This window comes from Paenibacillus sp. FSL R7-277 (assembly GCF_000517965.1).
In the GTDB taxonomy this organism is placed as follows: Bacteria; Bacillota; Bacilli; order Paenibacillales; family Paenibacillaceae; genus Paenibacillus_AQ; species Paenibacillus_AQ silagei.
The window spans coordinates 76,323-94,702 of record NZ_ASPX01000119.1 but is presented as its reverse complement, the minus strand read 5'-3'; the positions used below and the strand labels follow the sequence as shown (position 1 = coordinate 94,702).

General features: G+C 55.6%; 17 protein-coding genes. 11 read left to right on the top strand and 6 right to left on the bottom strand.

Features of this window, described 5'->3' with window-relative positions:
• Nucleotides 1–705: 705 nt before the first annotated feature.
• From C173_RS31260 to C173_RS31245, 4 genes are all read right to left on the bottom strand, one after another.
• A complete protein-coding gene (locus tag C173_RS31260; RefSeq protein WP_036732859.1) occupies nt 706–1,683 on the bottom strand; it encodes an aldo/keto reductase in 978 nt (325 codons plus the stop codon).
• 65 nt (nt 1,684–1,748) lie between these two features.
• A complete protein-coding gene (locus C173_RS31255; protein WP_036732855.1) occupies nt 1,749–1,961 on the bottom strand; it encodes a hypothetical protein in 213 nt (70 codons plus the stop codon).
• 263 nt (nt 1,962–2,224) lie between these two features.
• Entirely contained in the window at nt 2,225–2,815 is a 591-nt protein-coding gene (locus tag C173_RS31250) for a PadR family transcriptional regulator (protein WP_327196509.1), read from the bottom strand.
• Nucleotides 2,793–4,313 (bottom strand): MDR family MFS transporter, encoded by a 1,521-nt coding sequence (locus tag C173_RS31245; RefSeq protein WP_036732853.1) that lies wholly within the window; start codon nt 4,311–4,313, stop codon nt 2,793–2,795. Before C173_RS31245 ends, C173_RS31250 begins: the two co-directional genes overlap by 23 nt.
• 268 nt (nt 4,314–4,581) lie before the next feature.
• Between C173_RS31245 and C173_RS31240 the strand changes: the two genes are divergently transcribed.
• The 3 genes from C173_RS31240 to C173_RS31225 all read left to right on the top strand — a co-directional run bounded on the left by C173_RS31240 (nt 4,582) and on the right by C173_RS31225 (nt 8,062).
• On the top strand, nt 4,582–4,929 hold the full coding sequence (locus tag C173_RS31240; protein WP_036732850.1) for a metal-sensitive transcriptional regulator: 348 nt from the start codon (nt 4,582–4,584) through the stop codon (nt 4,927–4,929).
• A 360-nt stretch (nt 4,930–5,289) separates the two neighbouring features.
• Entirely contained in the window at nt 5,290–5,490 is a 201-nt protein-coding gene (locus tag C173_RS31230; protein ID WP_036732845.1) for a copper ion binding protein, read from the top strand.
• 118 nt (nt 5,491–5,608) lie between these two features.
• On the top strand, nt 5,609–8,062 hold the full coding sequence (locus tag C173_RS31225; RefSeq protein ID WP_036732905.1) for a heavy metal translocating P-type ATPase: 2,454 nt from the start codon (nt 5,609–5,611) through the stop codon (nt 8,060–8,062).
• A gap of 240 nt (nt 8,063–8,302) precedes the next feature.
• Here the strand turns inward: C173_RS31225 and C173_RS31220 are convergent, their stop codons facing one another.
• Nucleotides 8,303–9,241 (bottom strand): DMT family transporter, encoded by a 939-nt coding sequence (locus tag C173_RS31220; protein ID WP_036732842.1) that lies wholly within the window; start codon nt 9,239–9,241, stop codon nt 8,303–8,305.
• A gap of 208 nt (nt 9,242–9,449) precedes the next feature.
• Between C173_RS31220 and C173_RS31215 the strand changes: the two genes are divergently transcribed.
• From C173_RS31215 to C173_RS31200, 4 genes are all read left to right on the top strand, one after another.
• On the top strand, nt 9,450–10,793 hold the full coding sequence (locus C173_RS31215) for an aminotransferase-like domain-containing protein (RefSeq protein WP_036732841.1): 1,344 nt from the start codon (nt 9,450–9,452) through the stop codon (nt 10,791–10,793).
• A 186-nt stretch (nt 10,794–10,979) separates the two neighbouring features.
• Entirely contained in the window at nt 10,980–11,732 is a 753-nt protein-coding gene (gene nfsA, locus C173_RS31210) for an oxygen-insensitive NADPH nitroreductase (RefSeq protein ID WP_036732839.1), read from the top strand.
• Nucleotides 11,733–12,698: 966 nt separating this feature from the next.
• A complete protein-coding gene (locus C173_RS31205) occupies nt 12,699–13,961 on the top strand; it encodes an alpha/beta hydrolase family protein (protein WP_036732837.1) in 1,263 nt (420 codons plus the stop codon).
• A gap of 109 nt (nt 13,962–14,070) precedes the next feature.
• Entirely contained in the window at nt 14,071–14,658 is a 588-nt protein-coding gene (locus C173_RS31200) for a TetR/AcrR family transcriptional regulator (protein ID WP_036732836.1), read from the top strand.
• A gap of 100 nt (nt 14,659–14,758) precedes the next feature.
• Here the strand turns inward: C173_RS31200 and C173_RS35260 are convergent, their stop codons facing one another.
• Entirely contained in the window at nt 14,759–14,944 is a 186-nt protein-coding gene (locus C173_RS35260; protein WP_235192089.1) for a hypothetical protein, read from the bottom strand.
• Here C173_RS35260 and C173_RS31195 point away from each other — a divergent pair.
• From C173_RS31195 to C173_RS31180, 4 genes are read left to right on the top strand one after another with little or no spacing between them, the layout of a single operon-like run.
• Nucleotides 14,931–15,842, top strand: coding sequence for an ABC transporter ATP-binding protein (locus C173_RS31195; protein WP_036732826.1), 912 nt, complete (start codon nt 14,931–14,933; stop codon nt 15,840–15,842). The genes C173_RS35260 and C173_RS31195 overlap by 14 nt on opposite strands.
• Nucleotides 15,842–16,579: an ABC transporter permease gene (locus C173_RS31190; RefSeq protein ID WP_036732903.1), complete on the top strand. Its 738-nt coding sequence runs from the start codon at nt 15,842–15,844 to the stop codon at nt 16,577–16,579. Before C173_RS31195 ends, C173_RS31190 begins: the two co-directional genes overlap by 1 nt.
• Nucleotides 16,580–16,582: 3 nt before the next feature.
• Nucleotides 16,583–17,740, top strand: coding sequence for a sensor histidine kinase (locus C173_RS31185; protein WP_036732824.1), 1,158 nt, complete (start codon nt 16,583–16,585; stop codon nt 17,738–17,740).
• Nucleotides 17,737–18,339, top strand: coding sequence for a response regulator transcription factor (locus C173_RS31180; RefSeq protein ID WP_036732821.1), 603 nt, complete (start codon nt 17,737–17,739; stop codon nt 18,337–18,339). The genes C173_RS31185 and C173_RS31180 overlap by 4 nt, the downstream gene beginning before the upstream one ends.
• The last annotated feature ends 41 nt before the right edge of the window (nt 18,340–18,380 follow it).

The following is an 18,380-nucleotide window of genomic DNA, read 5'->3' as shown; positions in this document are numbered from 1 at the left end:
GAATGTTCGCAATAAAGTACGAAATGTATGAGATATCTCGATTTATCTGACGATCTCGCTGTTTTTCACAAATGTTCTTTATAAAGAACGGTAGGCGGGCGTGGCTGGTGGGAGCGGAGAAAGGTGAGGGGGAGACGAGGGGGAGGTAAAGTGCATAGGAGTTATCCGCTGATAGTGGGCGGGAGGTGGAAATGAGGGGCATAAGTGCCCCTGAATGGGGCAAAAGTGGGCGGCGAACGGGAATGAGGGGCATTAGTGCCCCTGAATGGGGCGAAAGTAGGCGGCGAACGGGAATGAGGGGCATTAGTGCCCCTGAATGGGGCGAAAGTAGGCGGCGAGCGGGAATGAGGGGCATTAGTGCCCCTGAATGGGGCGAAAGTGGGCGGCGAACGGGAATGAGGAAAGTAATTGGACTCAATGTATGCGAAAAACCGAACACAATCGGTCAGCGGGAGGCGCGTGGGCCCAATGTAGGTGAAAAACCGAACACAATCGGTCAGCGGGAGGCGTGTGGGCCCAATGTGTGCGAAAAACCGATCACAATTCGGATGCTGCACCAGTTGGCTAAACGACAGGGTTAGCGTATTTCGCCACAAAGAAGGTACTGTCCATACAAGGACAGTACCTCTCCGCTATTTTATAAAAATGTCCGGTTTCGCTGAATCTGAACCTGTTCAATCATGTAATTTCCAGTAAAATCCAAGCTTAGGGAAGCTTCTCCCCGCGCGAGGTGACGTACAGCTCATACCATTCCTTGCGTGACAGCTCCAGCTGGTCTGCGCCTGCACAGGCGGCGATCCGCTGTGGATTCACGGTGCCAATGATGGGCTGGATGGCTGCGGGATGCGTCATTAGCCAAGCCAGCACGATAGCCTCGGACGTTGTGCCCTTCTCGTTAGCAAGTCTCTGTACCATGGCTGCTGTATTCACAACATTCTCCGGCTGGCCTTCAAGCGGCCGTCCGCTGAAGAGTCCCTGGGCCAGGGGGCCCCAGGCCTGGAGCTGGATGTTCCCGGCGCGGCAATACTCCATGGTGCCCTCCGGGAATGTAATGTCCTTCCACGGGTCGCGGTTCACGCTGAGTACGGCGTCGACCCAGCTGATCCGGGACAGGCTCATATGCAGCTGGTTGACAATGAACGGCTCGTCGCAATAAGTCTGTAACAGCTGGATCTGGGCGGCGCTCATGTTGGAGACGCCGAAGTGGCGCACCTTGCCGGAGGCCTTGAGCTGATGGAGTGCTTCCGCCACCTCTTCAGGGTCCATTAACGGGTCGGGGCGGTGTAGCAGCAGAATATCAATATACTCTGTGCCCAGCCGTGCGAGAGTTCCATCGAAGCTGGACAGAATGTGCTCCCTGGAGAGGTCGAAGCTATTGGAGATATCGCCTGGCTCCATCAGCTTGATGCCGCATTTCGACTGGAGCAGGATGTCCCCGCGCAGCCCCGGCCGCTCCTTGAAGATCTGCCCGAACACCTTCTCCGCCTTGCCCCGGGTATAGATATCCGCATGGTCAAAAAAATTAATACCTATAGACAGCGCCGCATCCAGCGCCTCGTGTCCCTGCTTCACATTCTCAGCGGTGACCGGTTCACGGTCCCAGCCGCCGCCCAGCCCCATGCAGCCCAGGGCGATACGGCTGGCAGGTATGCCGCGCCGGTTAAGGGGTAACGCTCTCAGCAATGTGATCCCTCCATACGATTAAGCTTGTAAATGCTCCGATGATACTACCGGAAAAGCATACATCTTTAGAACCCGGTGTGGTATCTCTTGTCACTGGAGGAGCGGTGTTTTGTGGTCTCTTTATCCTTCTCTTCCTCTTTCTCAAGTGTCAGGTCCTCTACCGGTATCGGGTCCACATGCTGCTCGCTCTCATCTACATCGAACAGGCTGGGCTTGTCTGTAGGGTATTGCTCCGGGTGGTCACGCTCGTCTCTGATCGGCTTTTTGTCATCGTTCATAGCGGCTTCACTTCCCTTTCCAGAGTATCCGCCAGGGCGGGGCCGGCACACCGCACGAATACAAACTGTAGTACAGCCGGATGCCCAAGCCGCTCGCCAGCGGTTTGCTCCAAATATAAGAATTTATATGTTGCACACGATAACTTATCCTTCTATTTCTCGCTGAAACGGTACCGCCCTTTAAAAGGTCGGCAAAGCCGTTTCCACTTGCTAATAAACACATACGGTCTTCGCTAAACAATCACATCGGCTATCTACTTCTTTTAGTCTGCGATAATCGGTCTGCCGATATCATTCATTTTGCGGACGGCTACATCCTCATACAGGCGCTTCAGCCATTTCAGCTCGGTCTGGCTATGCTCATATCTGCCGTACATCATATGCAGCACCGAGCGGGGCACGATGGAGATATGCTCCTCGTATACTTGATAGGCATAATTCACCTGATGCTCCGCCTCCCGGATGCGTTCCTCCAGCAGCTTCGCCACCTTGCCCTGGTCGATATGACGCGCAAGGGCCAGGGCCATGTACAGCGGATGATACGGCGGATCACTTTTTTTAATCTGCTGGAGAATGAGCTGCTCCATCAATTCTTTGCCTTTATCCGTAATGCGATAGATGGTCTTATCCGGCCGGTCCGGGCTGTGAATGATCTCCACCGCCTCGATATGGCCGCCTGCAGCCAGCTTGTCAACGGCATAATATAAGGAACCGGTCTGCAGCTTGATGACTTGATCCATGGAGCGTTCCTTCATGACCAGGGTAATCTCGTAGGGATGCATATCCCGCTCCAGCAGGAGTCCCAGAATCAGCAGCTTCATCGGCATGGGCTTACCGCTGACCTTGATTTGCACCGTGCTGGCTGCCCTGCGGCAGCAGACGGTCCTTCGGCATCAGCAGGACGAAGACCACCGTAAGCACCGCCGGAACGATGGCCCACAAGAAGGTATGCGAGATCGACGAAGACAGTGAATTCGTAATCTTCTCCAGGACAGGCGGCGGAATCTGCGCTCTGGCCTCGGGCGTCAACGCGGAACGCGGGTCGCCGAAGGAAGCGGCCTGGCCGCTGTCTCCGAAGGCTGTACTAAGCTCGGAGGCGAAGCGGTTACGCTGGATGATGCCGAAGATCGTTATCCCCAGCGTCATCCCGAGCGAGCGCATGAAGGTACTGGTGGACGTTGCCGAGCCGCGCTGGCGCATGTCGAAATGCTGGATCGAAGACAGGCTGAGCACGGAGAAGGAGAAGCCGACTCCGAAGCCGGTCAGGGCCATGAAGGCATTAAGCGCCATCCGGGAGGTCTCCGGGGTCAATGTGCTGAGGGAGTAGATCCCGCCTACGAAGCAGACTGCTGACAGCAGCATGATGTTGCGGAAGCTCGTTTTGGTGGTAAGCAGGCCGCCGGACTGGCTGCCGATTACGGTACCGATCATCATCGGCATCAGAATCAGGCCGGAGTTGGTGGCCGAGCCCCCGTATACCCCCTGGACGTAGATCGGGATATATACCGTTGCTACGATGAATGCCGAACCATAGAACAGCCCCAGGATACTGCTGGTTGCGAACAGGCGCCCCCGGAACATGGCGAAGGAGATGACCGGCTCTGCCGCGAATTTTTCAATGACAATGAAGGCGATCAGAAGCACGGCGAACGCAGCGAACAGTCCGAGAATGACCGCAGAGTCCCAGGCATACTGATTACCGCCAAGCTCCAGGGCGAACATCAGGCAGATAATCCCCGCCACCAGGGTGAAGGCGCCGCCCCAGTCAATCCGCTGCTTGGAATGTGATATGGATTCCTTGTAGGAGGTCATAATAAGGAAGAACGAGACAATCCCGATGGGCAGGTTAATATAGAAAATCCAGTGCCAGCTCATATATTCGGTGATATAAGCACCAAGCAGAGGCCCAATCACACTGGAGATCCCGAAGACAGCGCCGAAGAGTCCGGTGAGCTTGCCTCTTTTCTCAGGCGGGAAGATGTCGAAGACAATCGTGAAGGCAATCGGCATCAGTGCACCGCCGCCAATCCCTTGAATCGCACGGTAAATACTGAGCTGGGTAATGCTCGCCGACGTTCCGCACAGGGCGGAGCCAATCAGGAACACGATAAGCCCGAAGATGAAAAACCGCTTGCGCCCGTACATATCGGACAATTTGCCGAAGATCGGGGTGCCGGCCATAACCATGACCATATAAGCAGAGGTGACCCAGACGATTTTATCCAGTCCTCCAAGATCGGACACAATCGTGCCCATAGCTGCGGCAACAATGGTATTATCCATGGCCGACATCAGAATGCCCAGCAGCAGTCCGACAATGACGAGCTTGAGATTACTTTCTTTGGTGTGCATGTTAAGCTCCTTTATGTTTAAAATTCAATGGAATTTTATTATATTCAAATTTGAATAGGGTGGCAATTGTTTTTTTCAGGATGACAGACGGGTTGGGATCTGCTTGGGAACTTGCATGCATGTACTTGGTATTCCTTATCGGCCGGTCCTTTATTCCAGCTGCAATAGGGCAAAATATCTGAAGGAGGGGCGGAGGGCACTTGTCCGCTAAGGTCTTGACATACCCATGGGGGGTATATTATATTGGTACATAAGGAGGCTGATTCCTGTGTCTACAAATGAGAAGGACCCTGCCGGACAAGATTGCGCCGAAGCCTGCCATTCTTCTGCTTCCGGCGACCGCAAGAGTCATCATTCCCCGGAATTCAAGAATGGGCTGACGACCCGGCTGAACCGGATTGAAGGGCAGATCCGCGGTGTGAAAGGCATGATTGAACGCGATACCTACTGTGATGATGTGCTGAATCAGCTGGCGGCGGTGCAGGCGGCCCTGAACAGTGTCGGCAAGCTGCTGCTTGAAGGCCATATGAAGAGCTGCATTATCGAACGGATCGAAGCCGGTGAGCATGAGGTGATTGACGAGCTGTTGGTTACGGTGAACAAGCTGATGAAATAAAGGTGGGGCCTGGAGAAATGGAACTGTGAAGATCATCTTTGTAGGGGATTTAATAGTTCAAGTTCTCAAAGGTCTGATTGTACTTAGTGCAATAGAATTCCTGCTAAACAATCCAAACACCTATTCTATTGTATTCCGTACAATTGAAGTCAGGGAAATAAGGTTAAAGTGCCTAAAAGTTGAAAATCTAATGTACAAAATACAATAGATTCGATTTGGAGGCTGATTTATCCGGTATCTGTTGTACAAAGTGCAATCAAGCACAGCCATCCCTTCCTCGCGTATCAAAATCTATATAGCTGGCTGTCGAATATGAACACAAATTATGTGTATATCAACAACAATTAGGAGGTTATTCAAATGTCGAATGTAACACTGAATGTTGAAGGAATGTCCTGCGGTCATTGTGTAAGTGCTGTAGAGAAGGCTGTTAGCGGCGTAGGCGCTGCGGCGAAGGTGGATCTGCCGGCGAAGACGGTGGCGGTTGAATTCGATGAGAATACGGTAAGCCTGGATAAGATCAAGGCTGCTATTGAAGATCAGGGCTACGACGTAGTGTAAGCTAAGGGTTGTAGTATAAGGGCTTGGAGCAGGGAACCCTGGGGTACAGGGCCGGGCGCCAATGCCTTTTCTTTTCAAAATAAATATACCCCTTGGGGGTATGCGGAGGTGCATGATGATGGAAAAGAGTGCTGAAGCCCCGGAACAGCAGGCTACCCTGCAGATTACCGGCATGACCTGCTCCGCCTGTGCGGCGCGGATCGAGAAGGGCTTGTCTCGCATGGAGGGGGTATCCCGGGCGAATGTCAATCTGGCGCTGGAGCAGGCTACGGTGGGCTTCGATCCGGCCGTTGCGGATGTGCCGCAGATCGAGGAGAAGATCCGCTCCCTTGGCTACGATACGCTGAAAGAGTCGGCGGATTTCGATATTACCGGGATGACCTGTGCCGCCTGCTCGGCGCGCATTGAGAAGGTGCTGGGACGGATGCCGGGGATCGCGGCCGTCAATGTGAACCTGGCGCTGGAGACTGCGCATGTGGAATATTCGCCGGGCAATGTCAGCACAGCCGAGATTATGGATAAGGTGAGCAGCATCGGCTATAAGGCCGCACTTAAGCAGGACCGGAAGGATATCGCGGAGCAGCGCAGCGAAGAGATTACACGCAAGCGGAATAAGTGGATGCTCTCCGCGTTGTTGTCCCTACCGCTGCTCTGGGCAATGGCAGGTCACTTCTCGTTCACAACCTGGATCTGGACGCCTGAGCTATTCATGAATCCCTGGTTCCAGCTTGTGCTGGCGACCCCGGTTCAGTTCGTGATCGGCTGGCAGTTCTATATCAGCGCCTATAAGGCGCTGAAGAACGGCAGTGCCAACATGGATGTGCTGGTGGTGCTGGGCACCTCTGCGGCTTATTTTTACAGCCTATACCTGACGATCGATTCCCTGAAAATGAGCGGGATGAACCATACCGTGGAGCTGTACTTCGAGACCAGCGCGGTGCTGATCACGCTGATTCTGGTGGGCAAATGGTTTGAGGCGCTGGCCAAAGGGCGTTCATCAGATGCGATCCGCAGCCTGATGGGGCTGCAGGCCAAGACTGCGCTGGTGCTGCGGGACGGTGCAGAGCTGAGTATTCCCGTCGAGGATGTAGTGATCGGCGATATTGTGCTGGTGAAGCCCGGCACGAAGGTGCCTGTAGACGGTGAAGTCGTAGAGGGGCTATCCTCCGTCGATGAATCTATGCTCACGGGCGAGAGTATGCCGGTAGAGAAAAAGCCGGGGGATTCCGTTATCGGAGCCACGCTCAACAAGAACGGAATGCTGCGGGTCAAAGCCCGCAAGGTCGGCCGCGATACGGCGCTGGCACAGATCATCAGAGTCGTGGAGGAAGCGCAGGGCTCGAAGGCGCCCATTCAGCGGGTTGCCGATGTCATCTCTGGGATCTTCGTGCCGATTGTGGTCGGTATTGCTGCCGTAACGTTTGGTGTCTGGTATATCTGGGGAGCGCCCGGTCAGTTCGCGGAGGCCTTGGAAAAAGCCATTGCGGTGCTTGTCATCGCCTGTCCATGCGCACTGGGACTGGCGACGCCAACCTCGATTATGGCCGGGTCCGGGCGGGCTGCCGAGTTCGGCATTCTGTTCAAGGGCGGGGAGCATCTGGAAGCTGCGCAGGGCGTGAAGGTAGTGGTTGTGGATAAGACCGGGACCGTGACCAACGGCAAGCCGGTGCTGACCGATATTGTAGCGACTACAGCAATAGCTGCACAAGGCCGGGTGCTTGGCGAGAACCGGCTGCTGGCCATTACAGCGGCTGCGGAGAAGCTCTCGGAGCATCCGCTGGCGGAGGCCATTGTGGCCGGAGCACAGGGCAGAGGAATCGACCTGCCGCCTGCGGGCCAGTTCGAGGCGGTACCGGGGCGCGGGGTGTCGGCGGTAGTGGACGGCCAGAAGGTAAGCGTAGGCACACGGCGGATGATGGTGGAGAACGGGCTGGATATCGGGCCGTGGACAGGGATCATGACCAAGCTGGAGCAGGAAGGCAAAACAGCGATGCTGGTAGCCGTCGATGATGCGGTAGCGGGAGTGATTGCCGTGGCTGACACCATCAAGGAGACCTCCCGTGAGGCGGTATCCCGGCTGCATGCCATGGGCATCGACGTTGTCATGATTACTGGAGACAACAAGATTACGGCCCAGGCGATTGCGGATCAGGCGGGCATCCGCACGGTTCTGGCGGAGGTGCTGCCTGAGGGCAAGGCGGAAGAGATCCGCAGGCTCCAGAGCGGCGGGGTCAAGGTGGCTATGGTCGGCGACGGCATCAACGATGCTCCGGCGCTGGCGACCGCGGATACAGGCATGGCGATCGGCACCGGCACGGATGTGGCGATGGAGGCGGCGGATATTACGCTTATGCGCGGTGATCTGATGAGCATCCCGGATGCGATCCTGATGAGCCGCAAGACTATGCGCAACATCAGGCAGAATCTGTTCTGGGCGCTGGCCTACAATACGGTCGGAATCCCGATTGCGGCACTGGGCTTCCTGGCACCCTGGCTGGCCGGAGCTGCGATGGCCTTCAGCTCGGTGTCGGTTGTACTGAACGCGCTGCGTTTACAGCGCGTCAAGCTGTAAGAATCATGCGGTCTGCCGCAGCCGGAATCATCCGGGGGGGCGGAAGGCCGCAACTCAAAGAATCGCCGGCGAGCATCTGCCGGCGATTCTTTATTTAAATATAAGAATTTATATGTTTTACTCTATAAATTATCCTTCTATTTCTCGCTGAAACGGTACCGTCCTTTAAAAGGACGGCAAAGCCGTTTCCACTTGTTATCGAAGAAGCTGAATGGATAGGCGAATGAAGTCTAAGCTGCTCTATTCGCTGGCTGCTGCGGAAGCCGCAGCGGTCTTTTTCCGGCCCAGCAGGTTCGTGCCAATGACCCCGGCGATGATCAGGAAGGATCCGATCCAGTGATAGACCGTGATCTGCTCACCCAGGAAGATTGCTCCGGCGGCAATGGATACGATGGTGGACAGATTAGTGAAGACGCTCATGAGTGAGGCCTCGATTTTGGATAAAATATAGGTTGAAGTCAGGGTTGTGACCAGCGAGGCGACGACCCCAAGATATACGGCGGACAGGACAAACGTTGCGCTTCCCAGCGGATTCAGGAAATCCCCAAGCGTCCCGCTGACTGTATGTCCGGTAAGCGAGATGATCAGGAAGGTGGCGAAGCCGACCCCCATCATCAGGTAGCTGAGCTCAGCGGGGCTGAAGTGGCTGGAGAGGGAGCGGGCCAGCACACTGTACCCGGCAAAAGCGAGACAAGTCATAAACAGCAGCACAATCCCGGTCATATTAGACAGCTGAATGCCGCTTCCCTTCATGACGAAGATGAATACCACGCCGAATACCGAGAGGAAGATGCACAGCTTTTGCAGCAGGGTGGTCTTCTCCTTCAGGACAACCCCGGCGATGATCATCGTCACCACTGGAGTGAACGAATAGAGGATGCCTCCCTCGGCTGAGGTGGCACGCTGAAGTCCGAAGACCTGCAGGGTGAAGAAGCCGAGCGGATACATCGCGGCGAGCAGCAGGGCCCGGCCAATCGGCTTGCCCCGGTAGGAAACCTTGACCCAGCCGAGGGCGACCGGAACCGACATCACGGCAAAAGAGGCAGCGAACCGGAAGGTCAGCGTGTCGAGCGGTCCGGCATGAACGAGAGCCACTTTGGTGAACAGGAAGGAAAAGCCGATAATGACCGCATTGAGTACGGCGAAGCTGTAGGCCAGCTTGAGTCCTTGTTTGTGCATGGGTACATCTCCTTGTAGGTTAGTGAAGATTGGATGCTGTAAACATTCGATCTATTACTTTAAAATTAAAGGAAAAGGCGTACACCAACAATACAAGGTTTCCTTAACTGTACCGGTACAGTTTGCAGCGATCCCTATATAATAAGGGAAGAATAATAGGATAGAATACAAGGCATAGCATGGTAATGATGGCGAACGGAGGCGGGCGATGAACAAGTATCATCAGGTGATTACAGAGCTTGAGCGGCAGATGAAGGAAGGGCAGTACCGCCCCGGGGATAAGCTACCGTCTGTGCGCAGTGCTTCAGAAATCTACGGCTGCAGCGTCAGTACCATTCTGAAGGCTTACGGGGAGCTGGAGCGGACGCATACGATCTACTCTATTCCGCAGAGCGGCTATTACATGGTGGACAAGAGTGACGATTCGGCAGCGTCGGGGAGCGAAGGGACGGTTGATTTTGCTTCGGCTTCGCCGGATCTGAACGTGTTTCCGTACCTGGACTTCCAGCATTGCCTCAATAAAGCGATTGACCAGTACAAATACCATCTGTTCACCTATGGCGATGCGCTGGGGCTGGAGACACTGCGCCGCACCCTGGTGTCGCATCTTGCAGAATATCAGGTGTTCGCCAAGGCGGAGTCGATCCTGATTACCTCCGGGATACAGCAGGCGCTGGAGATACTGGCCAGAATGCCTTTTCCCAGCGGCAGGACGGAGATTCTGGTGGAACAGCCTGGGTATGATATCTATCTGCGGTATTTGGAGGCTGAGGGGCTGCCGGTGAGCGGAATTGGGCGTTCGGCGGCGGGCATTAACCTGCAGGAGCTGGAGGAGCGGTTCGCAAGTGGCAGATTCAAATTCTTTTACACTATGCCCAGATATCACAATCCGCTTGGGACAACGTACAGCACCGAGGAACGCAAGGCCATTGCCGGACTGGCAGCAAGGTACAATGTCTATATCGCCGAGGATGATTATATGGCGGATCTGGGGATCGGACGGCGTTATGACCCGATCTATGCGTATGACCAGACTTCCCATGTCATTTATCTCAAAAGCTTCTCCAAAATCATCTTCCCGGGCCTCCGGCTCGGTGCGGTGGTGGTGCCGCAGCCGCTGCTGGAGACCTTCCGCTCCTATAAAGGCTACACCGATACCTCGCTGCTGTCGCAGGCTGCGCTTGAGGTATACATCAAGAACGGGATGTACGGGCATCACAGGCACAAGATCAAAGCTATGTACGCCAAAAAAATCCGCGCGGTATACGAAGCGCTTGGGCGGCATAATACAGACGGCTTCATCGAAGCCTCTGCGGACAGCTCCGGCATCTATATCCAGTTCAAGCTGCCGCTCACCGTCAACCTGGAGCGTCTGGTCAAGCGCCTGGCCGGGCGGAAGATCCACGTGGTGCCGGGGAACGGCTTCTATCTGCCGGGTTACCAGACCCGGGACAAATTCCTGCGCATCAGTATTTCCCGGGCGGGGCTTACGCAGATTGATGAGGGAATCCGGGCGATTGTCCAGGAGGTGAAGCGGGGGAGCGGGTGGTAGAGGCCGTAGAGGCGAAAGAGGGAGGAAGAGGCGGAAGAGGGAGGAAGAGGCTGGAAGAGGCTGGAAGAGGCTGGAAGAGGCTGGAATAGGCTGGAATAGGCTGGAAGTAAGCCCCCCCCTTGTTGTCTGAGCCGCGAAATGGGATCATAATAGGCTTATATAGGAGTGAAGAAAGGCGGAACGATAATGAAACCCACGAATGAAACCATTGAGCTGTTGAACCGTCATACCTCTGTCCGCCAGTACCAGGACAAGCCGGTCAGTGACGAACTGCTGGCAGCAGTGATTGGAGCGGGGCAGATGGCTTCGACCTCCAGCAATGTCCAGGCGTACACAGTAATTGCTGTAACGGAGCCAGCACTGAAATCCCAGTTATCTGCCTTATCCGGCAATCAGGCGTACATCGAGCAGTGCCCGGTCTTTCTGGTCTGGTGTGCGGATCTGTACCGGCTGCGGGAAGCGTCTGCTCCGCATTTGGAGGGGAAGCCGTCCTATGAGGACACGGCCGAGAATCTGATTGTAGCGACTGTCGATGTGGCGCTAGCCGCGCAGAATGCTGCCGTTGCCGCAGAATCGTTCGGCCTTGGCATTGTCTACATCGGCGGCATCCGCAATGAGATCGCCGCTGTATCTGAGCTGCTCGGCCTGCCAGAGCTGGTCTATCCGGTCTTCGGCATGTGCCTCGGGTATCCGGCCGCCGTGAACGGCATCCGCCCGCGCCTGCCGCAGGCAGCGGTGCTGCATCATAACGGCTACAATGCCGAAGCCGCAGTGGAACAGGCCCGCGTGTACGACACCATCTCCAGCGACTATATGCGCGAGCGTACCGGCGGTCAGAGCGCAGCCTCCTGGTCGGAGATGATGGCCGGCCGGCTGGCTCAGCCTGCCCGGCTGCACATGAAGGAATTCCTGCTTAGCAAGGGATTCATGCAGAGGTAGAGATTTGGTGAGCCTTCCCCGTGGTCGCGGGGGAGGCTTTTTTTGGATTGGAGGGGCGCGGGGCGAATGTATGCGAAAAACAGGCATGACAAGACAGAGGCCTTGTCACCCCCAGGAATGAAAATAAGTCGGGTGCATCAGTCGCATCCCGACTTTTATTTTCGTATTAAACCGAACATAGTGGTCTGGCGCGAAGGTACGCAGGCTCAATACGCCGCAGCCAGTAACAAATATTGAAATTTCCTGCAAGAAATGCAACAATGCTGCCCAATATAAGCGGCCTATGCAGAAATCCTGCGCCAAATGCAACAATGTCAGAGCTAACCTGCTCAAAACACCAAAATTCCTGCAAATGATGCAACATTGCACCGCAGCCAGTAACATGTCTGGAGAAATCCTGCAAAAACTGCAACAATGTTGCTCCATACAAGCGGTTGGTGAGAGTGAAAACCATCAAAATTGGCCAGAGATAGGCAGAACGTCGCCAAGATGTGCTACTGCGTGTGATCGGGGCGAATGTATATGGAAAACAACATACAATGTGCAACTTCAAGGGTTAGCGGGGCGAATGTATGTGGAAAACAACATACAATGTGCAACTGCAAGGGTGAGCGGGGTGAATGTATGCCGAAAACAACATACAATGTGCAACTGCGGGGGTGAGCGGGGCGAATGTGTGCGGAAAACCGAATGCAGTGGGTTCGAGTGGAGGTGAGGGAGCCGAAGCGAGCGGAATACTATTCCCCCATTTGATTATTTTGCACGTATTGCAAAATTGCATTAAAAGAAATATTGCGTGTTGCGCAAAAATATGGAAAGTGCTAAAATCTGGTTAGAGGTTGGATTTCGCTGGACGCCAACACCCGGGCCCGGAATCGCGCCGTAGCCTGATTCCCTCTTCCGCTTCGCGGCTGTGTCTGCTGTGGATGATCTTGAAAGGATAGATTGGAGAAGGAGGAGAATGGTATGGTACAGGTAGATGGGCAAGAGACAAAGGTGGCTGCACGGTTGACACACAAGGTATTCTTTGAGCGGGATGACATTGAGTTCACATTCCAGTGGCTGCTGTCGTTCGTGCATTGCGGCGGTGTGTCGCAGGGGGAAGTATTCAAGCTTGCAAGGAACATCGATCCCGGCTCTTTGACCAGCTGGAAGACTGAATTCGAGAAGGAAGCCGTTAAAATCGAGGCAACAGCAGAGCGCTGCCTGAAGAAAGGGCATCTGATCAGCGCCGGTGAGGCATTCATTCGTGCCCATTCGTATTACAGGGCAGCCTTCTATGGAGCTTTTCCCGGCGAACCGGATTTCGTTCGGTACCACGGCAAAAGTGTGGAATGCTTCCGCAAGGCGCTTGATGCGAAGTCTGAGCAGATCCCCCATGAGTGGGTCGAGGTGGAATACAAGGGGTATAAGTTCCCGGGCTGCTTCCTGAAGGCGGAGCACGGGAATGCACCTAAGCCAACGATTATTTTCCATAACGGCGGGGAGACGCACAAGGAAGATACCTATTTTCTCGGAGGGCAAGCGGCTATTGACCGGGGATACAACGCGCTGATCGTAGACCTTCCTTATGATGTATGTGTCAGATTCTATGAGCCTGAGGCGACAGCACGGAACTTCCCGCGCGAGGAGCTGCATAATGTCTACAGAGCCACCACGGATTTCGTGCTGGCCCGTCCGGATGTGGACCCTGAGCGGCTGGTGGTCAGCGGCATGAGCTATGGCGGGGCCAAGACGATGGTGCATGCCAGCTGTGACGACCGCTTCGCTGCGGCAGTGCCAAACTCGCCGGTGTACTCTATGGCGTCCTTCATTGAACGCGGGATGCCTTCATTCCTGCGGGGCACCGCGGAAGAAGCGGCGGAGCAGAGCAAGAAGATGCCCTATACCGGCCAGGTTCTATTCGCCGGATCGGCTTGGTCGCACGGCTTCGACAGTATTGCCGAGTGGTATCATGTAGCCAGGGAAGCTATCGAAGTGGACCCGAAGGACGTCAAATGTCCCCTGCTCTCCATGTATTCGGAAGCAGAGCATCCTGAGATGCAGCGGCAAGCGATAGACACTTACGAGAAGGCTCCGAATGAGAAGAACGCGATATTCAAGGGGACGGAAGTGGATGGTGCCGACCTGCATTGCCAACTGAACAATCTGCCGCTCAGCTATCAGGTGATGTTTGACTGGCTGGACGAGGTGCTGGATTATAACATTCAGCTTCCAGTGGCGCAGTAAACCATTCCGCAGAATGATGCCAGGGTCTGTAGTGCTGAAATTTTCAGCACCGCAGGCCTTTGAATACATATAGAATTGACTACATACAGGAATGGAGACATAGACGGACATGACGACTGAGAAACCGGGCTTGAGAGAACGCAAGAAGGAAGAGACCAGGCGGACGCTAAGTGATGTAGCCTGCAGACTTGCCATGGAGAAAGGGGCCAGTCAGGTTCGGGTGGAGGATATTGCCGCAGCTGCGAATGTCTCCATGCGGACGTTCAATAACTATTTTACGTCCAAAGAGGCTGCTATTGTCGGCAATGCCTATCAGCGTTCCGAGCGGATAGCGGCTACCCTTGCCAGCCGTCCTTCAGGTGAACCGCTTCAGGACTCCATCCGCGCCGCTGTGCTTGACGGATTCGCTGAGACTACAGACCGGCAGTGGTATGCACGCATCGTCCTCCTCCGCGATGATCCTGCATTGTTCGGCGCGACACGGAAGGTGGAGATCGAGATTGAGCGGGAGCTCGCCAAGGTGATATCGGAACGTACACACAAGGATGTGAAGCTCGACCTGTACCCGGATTTATTGGCCGCGCTGCTTATGGCAGCGATACGCACAGCGGTTTTCCATTGGGTAAGCGCCCCTCCCGGAGGGGAGACGCTGAACGGCATGCTGGAACAGGCGATTGGGCAATTGAGGTTTGAGTAATATGCACACGGAGGCGCTCCTGCTACGATAACGGAATCGTGGACAGGAGCGCTTTATTTAAATATAAGAATTTATATGTTTCACATGATAAATTATCCTTCTATTTCTCGCTGAAACGGTACCGTCCTTTAAAAGAACGGTACCGTTTCCACTTGTTGCCCGGGTGACAGTTGTCACTTTGAATCGGTGACAGTCCATACTGATGCTCCTCTCCGGTCTCCGGTACTATAGCAATATAGCCAAGAGGGCAGAAGGACACGGAGGGATACACGATGGAACATGTCATTGAAATGAATAATGTCAGCCGCAGCTTCCAGGAGAAGCAGGCGGTAAAGCAGGTGAGCTTTACGATTAGCCGCGGCTCGATCACAGCGGTGCTTGGCCCTAATGGAGCCGGCAAAACCACTACACTGGCGATGCTTCTGGGCTTGCTCGAGCCCTCGGAGGGCAGCGTGAAGGTGTTCGGTCTTAAGCCGGCAGACGTCAGGGTGAAGCAGCGGACCGGAGCCATGCTCCAGGAGGTCAGTGTCATGGACCGGCTCAAGGTCCGGGAGCTTCTGGCCCTGATCCGCAGCTATTATCTGCAGCCCATGGAGATGGAGGTGCTGCTTCAGGCGACGGGGCTGGGGGAGGCGGATCTGAACCGCTATGCGGAGAAGCTCTCCGGCGGGCAAAAGCGCAGTCTCAGCTTCGCGCTGGCGCTGGCGGGCAACCCGGATCTGCTGTTTTTTGACGAGCCGACGGTGGGGTTGGATACGACAGCGCGGCGGCTTTTCTGGGAGAGGGTGCGGGGACTGGCCGATCAGGGCAAGACGATTCTGTTCAGCACCCATTATCTGCAGGAGGCGGAGGATATCGCGGACCGGATTCTGCTGTTCAACCGGGGAGTGCTGGCGGCGGACGGAAGCCCGGATGAGATTAAGGCGAGACTGGTCAAGAAGTCGCTGTCCTTCCTGGCGTCCGGCGACCCGGCGCTGCTGCGCAGTCAATTGCTGGAGCTGCCAGCCGTGGAAGGCTGCTACGAGAAGGATGGACGGCTGCATGTGTCGACAGGGAATACGGATGAGGCGCTGCGGGCTATTTTCGTGAACGGGCTGGCCGTGCAGGATGTACGGATCGACCAGGGGAAGCTGGATGAAGCGTTCGAGCAATTGACCCTGAATCAAGCGGAGGCGGCAGTATGATGAACCCTATGATAGCCCAGTGCAAGGCAGAGCTGCTGCGGATTATCCGCAATCCCTATTATGTATTCTGGTCGCTGCTCATGCCGATTATGTTCTACTTCATCTTCACCCGGGTGGTGAATACGGGGACGGACGATACGAAGCAGTGGCAGGCGCATTATCTGATGTCGATGGCGGCCTTCAGCGTGATGGGCTCGGCGATTATGACCCTCGGCGTCCGGCTGGTGCAGGAGCAGACGCAGGGCTGGAATAGGTTTATCCGCATTACTCCGCTGCCGTCTTCGGTATATTTTTCCGGCAAAATGTTCGGTCAGAGCATCATGCATCTGTTCTCGGTTCTGTGTATTTTCGCAGCCGGGTACCTGATTAACGGGGTATCGCTGACAGCAGCGCAGTGGCTGCTTAGCGGACTGTGGCTGCTTGCGGGCTCTCTGCCTTTTCTGGCGCTGGGTACGATTATCGGGTCCATGAAGCGGGTGGATACGGCCAGCGGGGTGAGCAATGTGCTCTATATGGGGCTGGCGGTGGCCGGGGGCATGTGGATGCCTCTGGAGATTATGCCTAAGCTGATGCAGAAGATCGGACACTGGCTGCCGTCCTACAATTATGGAGATGGAGCCTGGGCGATTGTAGCGGGAGATTCCCCGTCGTGGAAGGCCGTACTGCTGCTGCTCGGTTACCTGGCTGTATTTATGTTATTATCGGTCTATATAAGGCGAAAACAGGAAGCGGTGTAATCCATGGTGGCACGTAAGCAGTTCCGGATATTTCCGAAAAGATTCGGCTTCTTCCCCTATATCTGGCTGTTCTATCTGGTGTTCCCGGTGCTGAATCTCGATGGCTACAGCGGCTATAAGCTGGTGTGGGGAGTGGCGCTGCTCCTGCTGTTCCTGGTGATTTACCGCCAGCTCTACTGGGCGGAAGAGAGAACGTATACGGCCTGGCTGGGGCTGCAGATGCTGATTATTGTCGTGCTAACCGTAGTCTATAGCCCCTACAACATGTATATGGGCTTCTTCACCAGCAACTTTATCGGCTGGTATACCGACTTGCGCCGGTTCAGACGGGCCTTGGCCATATTCACAGCTATGCTGATCGCGTTGGCTCTGCTGTCCCTGGATCAAATGTATAGCACGGGGGGATTGCTGTTCATGGTGCCCTTTGCGCTGATGATGCTGATTAGTCCCTTCGGTATCCGCTCCATGAACCGGCGGAGGATGCTGGAGAAGGAGCTGGATCAGGCCAATGAGGTGATTAGAGAGATGATCAAGCGCGAGGAACGGATGCGCATCGCCCGCGATCTGCATGACACGATGGGACACACGCTGTCACTGATTACCTTGAAGAGCCAGCTTATTGAGAAAATGGTGGTGAAGAACCCCGAGCGGGCGCAGGCGGAAGCCCGTGAGATCCAGCGGACCTCGCGGGCCGCGTTGCGCCAGGTGCGGGAGCTGGTCTCAGAGATGCGTGCAGTCTCAGTTGCCGAAGAGCTGGTTGAGGCAGCGGAGATGCTGCGCAGTGCGGAGATCGCGCTTGAAGTTGAAGGGGATGCAGCACTGCTAGGCGTATCCGCTCTGACGCAGAGTATTCTCAGCCTCTGCATCAAGGAGGGCGTGACCAACATCGTCAAGCACAGCCGTGCGGACCAGTGCCGGATCAGCATCGTAATGACACCCGGCGAGGTACAGATTACGCTGGAGGATAACGGCATAGGGGTAGATGCCTGCGGCTCGGAGAGCACGGATCGCCGGGACGGCAATGGCATGAAGGGAATGGGCGAGCGGCTGGCCCTGATTGACGGTTCACTGACGCTTGCCCAGAGACCCGGAGGGGGAACCCGGCTGACGGTGGTCACACCAAGAGTAGTTAAGGATGGAAAGGATGGGGAAACGGCATGATCAGCATCATAATTGCCGAAGATCAGCGGCTGCTGCGCGGCGCGATGGCATCGCTGCTCGATCTGGAGGAGGATATTGAGGTAGCGGGCGAAGCGGGAGACGGGGCGGAGGCGTTGGCTCTGATCGAGCGTGTCCAGCCGGATGTGTGTCTGATGGATATTGAGATGCCGCTGATGAGCGGTCTGGAGGTGGCCGAGCTGCTGAAGTCGCGGGGCTGCCGCACCAAAATCATTATCCTGACCACCTTCGCCCGTCCCGGTTATTTCGAGCGCGGGGTGAAGGCCGGGATTCAGGGGTATCTGCTGAAGGATGAGCCGGTGGATAAGCTGGCGGATGCCATCCGCCGCGTGATGGGCGGGGGCCGCGAGGTCTCCCCCGAGCTGGTGTTCGGCAGCCTGCGCGAAGAGAACCCGCTCTCGGACCGGGAGCGGGAGATTCTGAAGCTGGCTGCCGCAGGCCGCAGCGCCGGAGAGATCGCCGCGGCGCTCCACCTCTCCTATGGCACGGTCCGCAACTACATCTCGGAGATACTCAGCAAGCTTGCGGTCAAGACCCGGATCGAAGCCGTGCGGCTGGCGGAGGACAAGGGCTGGATGTAGGGCGGGGCGTGTGCGGAATGTAAGCGAAAAACCGATCACAA

Excerpts from the sequence above, each read along its gene's own strand:
- C173_RS31255 (WP_036732855.1), bottom strand. The coding sequence starts at position 1,961 with ATGAACGATGACAAAAAGCCGATCAGAGACGAGCGTGACCACCCGGAG.
- C173_RS31245 (WP_036732853.1), bottom strand. The coding sequence starts at position 4,313 with ATGCACACCAAAGAAAGTAATCTCAAGCTCGTCATTGTCGGACTGCTG.
- C173_RS31230 (WP_036732845.1), top strand. The coding sequence starts at position 5,290 with ATGTCGAATGTAACACTGAATGTTGAAGGAATGTCCTGCGGTCATTGT.
- C173_RS31225 (WP_036732905.1), top strand. The coding sequence starts at position 5,609 with ATGGAAAAGAGTGCTGAAGCCCCGGAACAGCAGGCTACCCTGCAGATT.
- C173_RS31220 (WP_036732842.1), bottom strand. The coding sequence starts at position 9,241 with ATGCACAAACAAGGACTCAAGCTGGCCTACAGCTTCGCCGTACTCAAT.
- C173_RS31215 (WP_036732841.1), top strand. The coding sequence starts at position 9,450 with ATGAACAAGTATCATCAGGTGATTACAGAGCTTGAGCGGCAGATGAAG.
- nfsA (WP_036732839.1), top strand. The coding sequence starts at position 10,980 with ATGAAACCCACGAATGAAACCATTGAGCTGTTGAACCGTCATACCTCT.
- C173_RS31205 (WP_036732837.1), top strand. The coding sequence starts at position 12,699 with ATGGTACAGGTAGATGGGCAAGAGACAAAGGTGGCTGCACGGTTGACA.
- C173_RS31200 (WP_036732836.1), top strand. The coding sequence starts at position 14,071 with ATGACGACTGAGAAACCGGGCTTGAGAGAACGCAAGAAGGAAGAGACC.
- C173_RS31195 (WP_036732826.1), top strand. The coding sequence starts at position 14,931 with ATGGAACATGTCATTGAAATGAATAATGTCAGCCGCAGCTTCCAGGAG.
- C173_RS35260 (WP_235192089.1), bottom strand. The coding sequence starts at position 14,944 with ATGACATGTTCCATCGTGTATCCCTCCGTGTCCTTCTGCCCTCTTGGC.
- C173_RS31190 (WP_036732903.1), top strand. The coding sequence starts at position 15,842 with ATGAACCCTATGATAGCCCAGTGCAAGGCAGAGCTGCTGCGGATTATC.
- C173_RS31185 (WP_036732824.1), top strand. The coding sequence starts at position 16,583 with ATGGTGGCACGTAAGCAGTTCCGGATATTTCCGAAAAGATTCGGCTTC.
- C173_RS31180 (WP_036732821.1), top strand. The coding sequence starts at position 17,737 with ATGATCAGCATCATAATTGCCGAAGATCAGCGGCTGCTGCGCGGCGCG.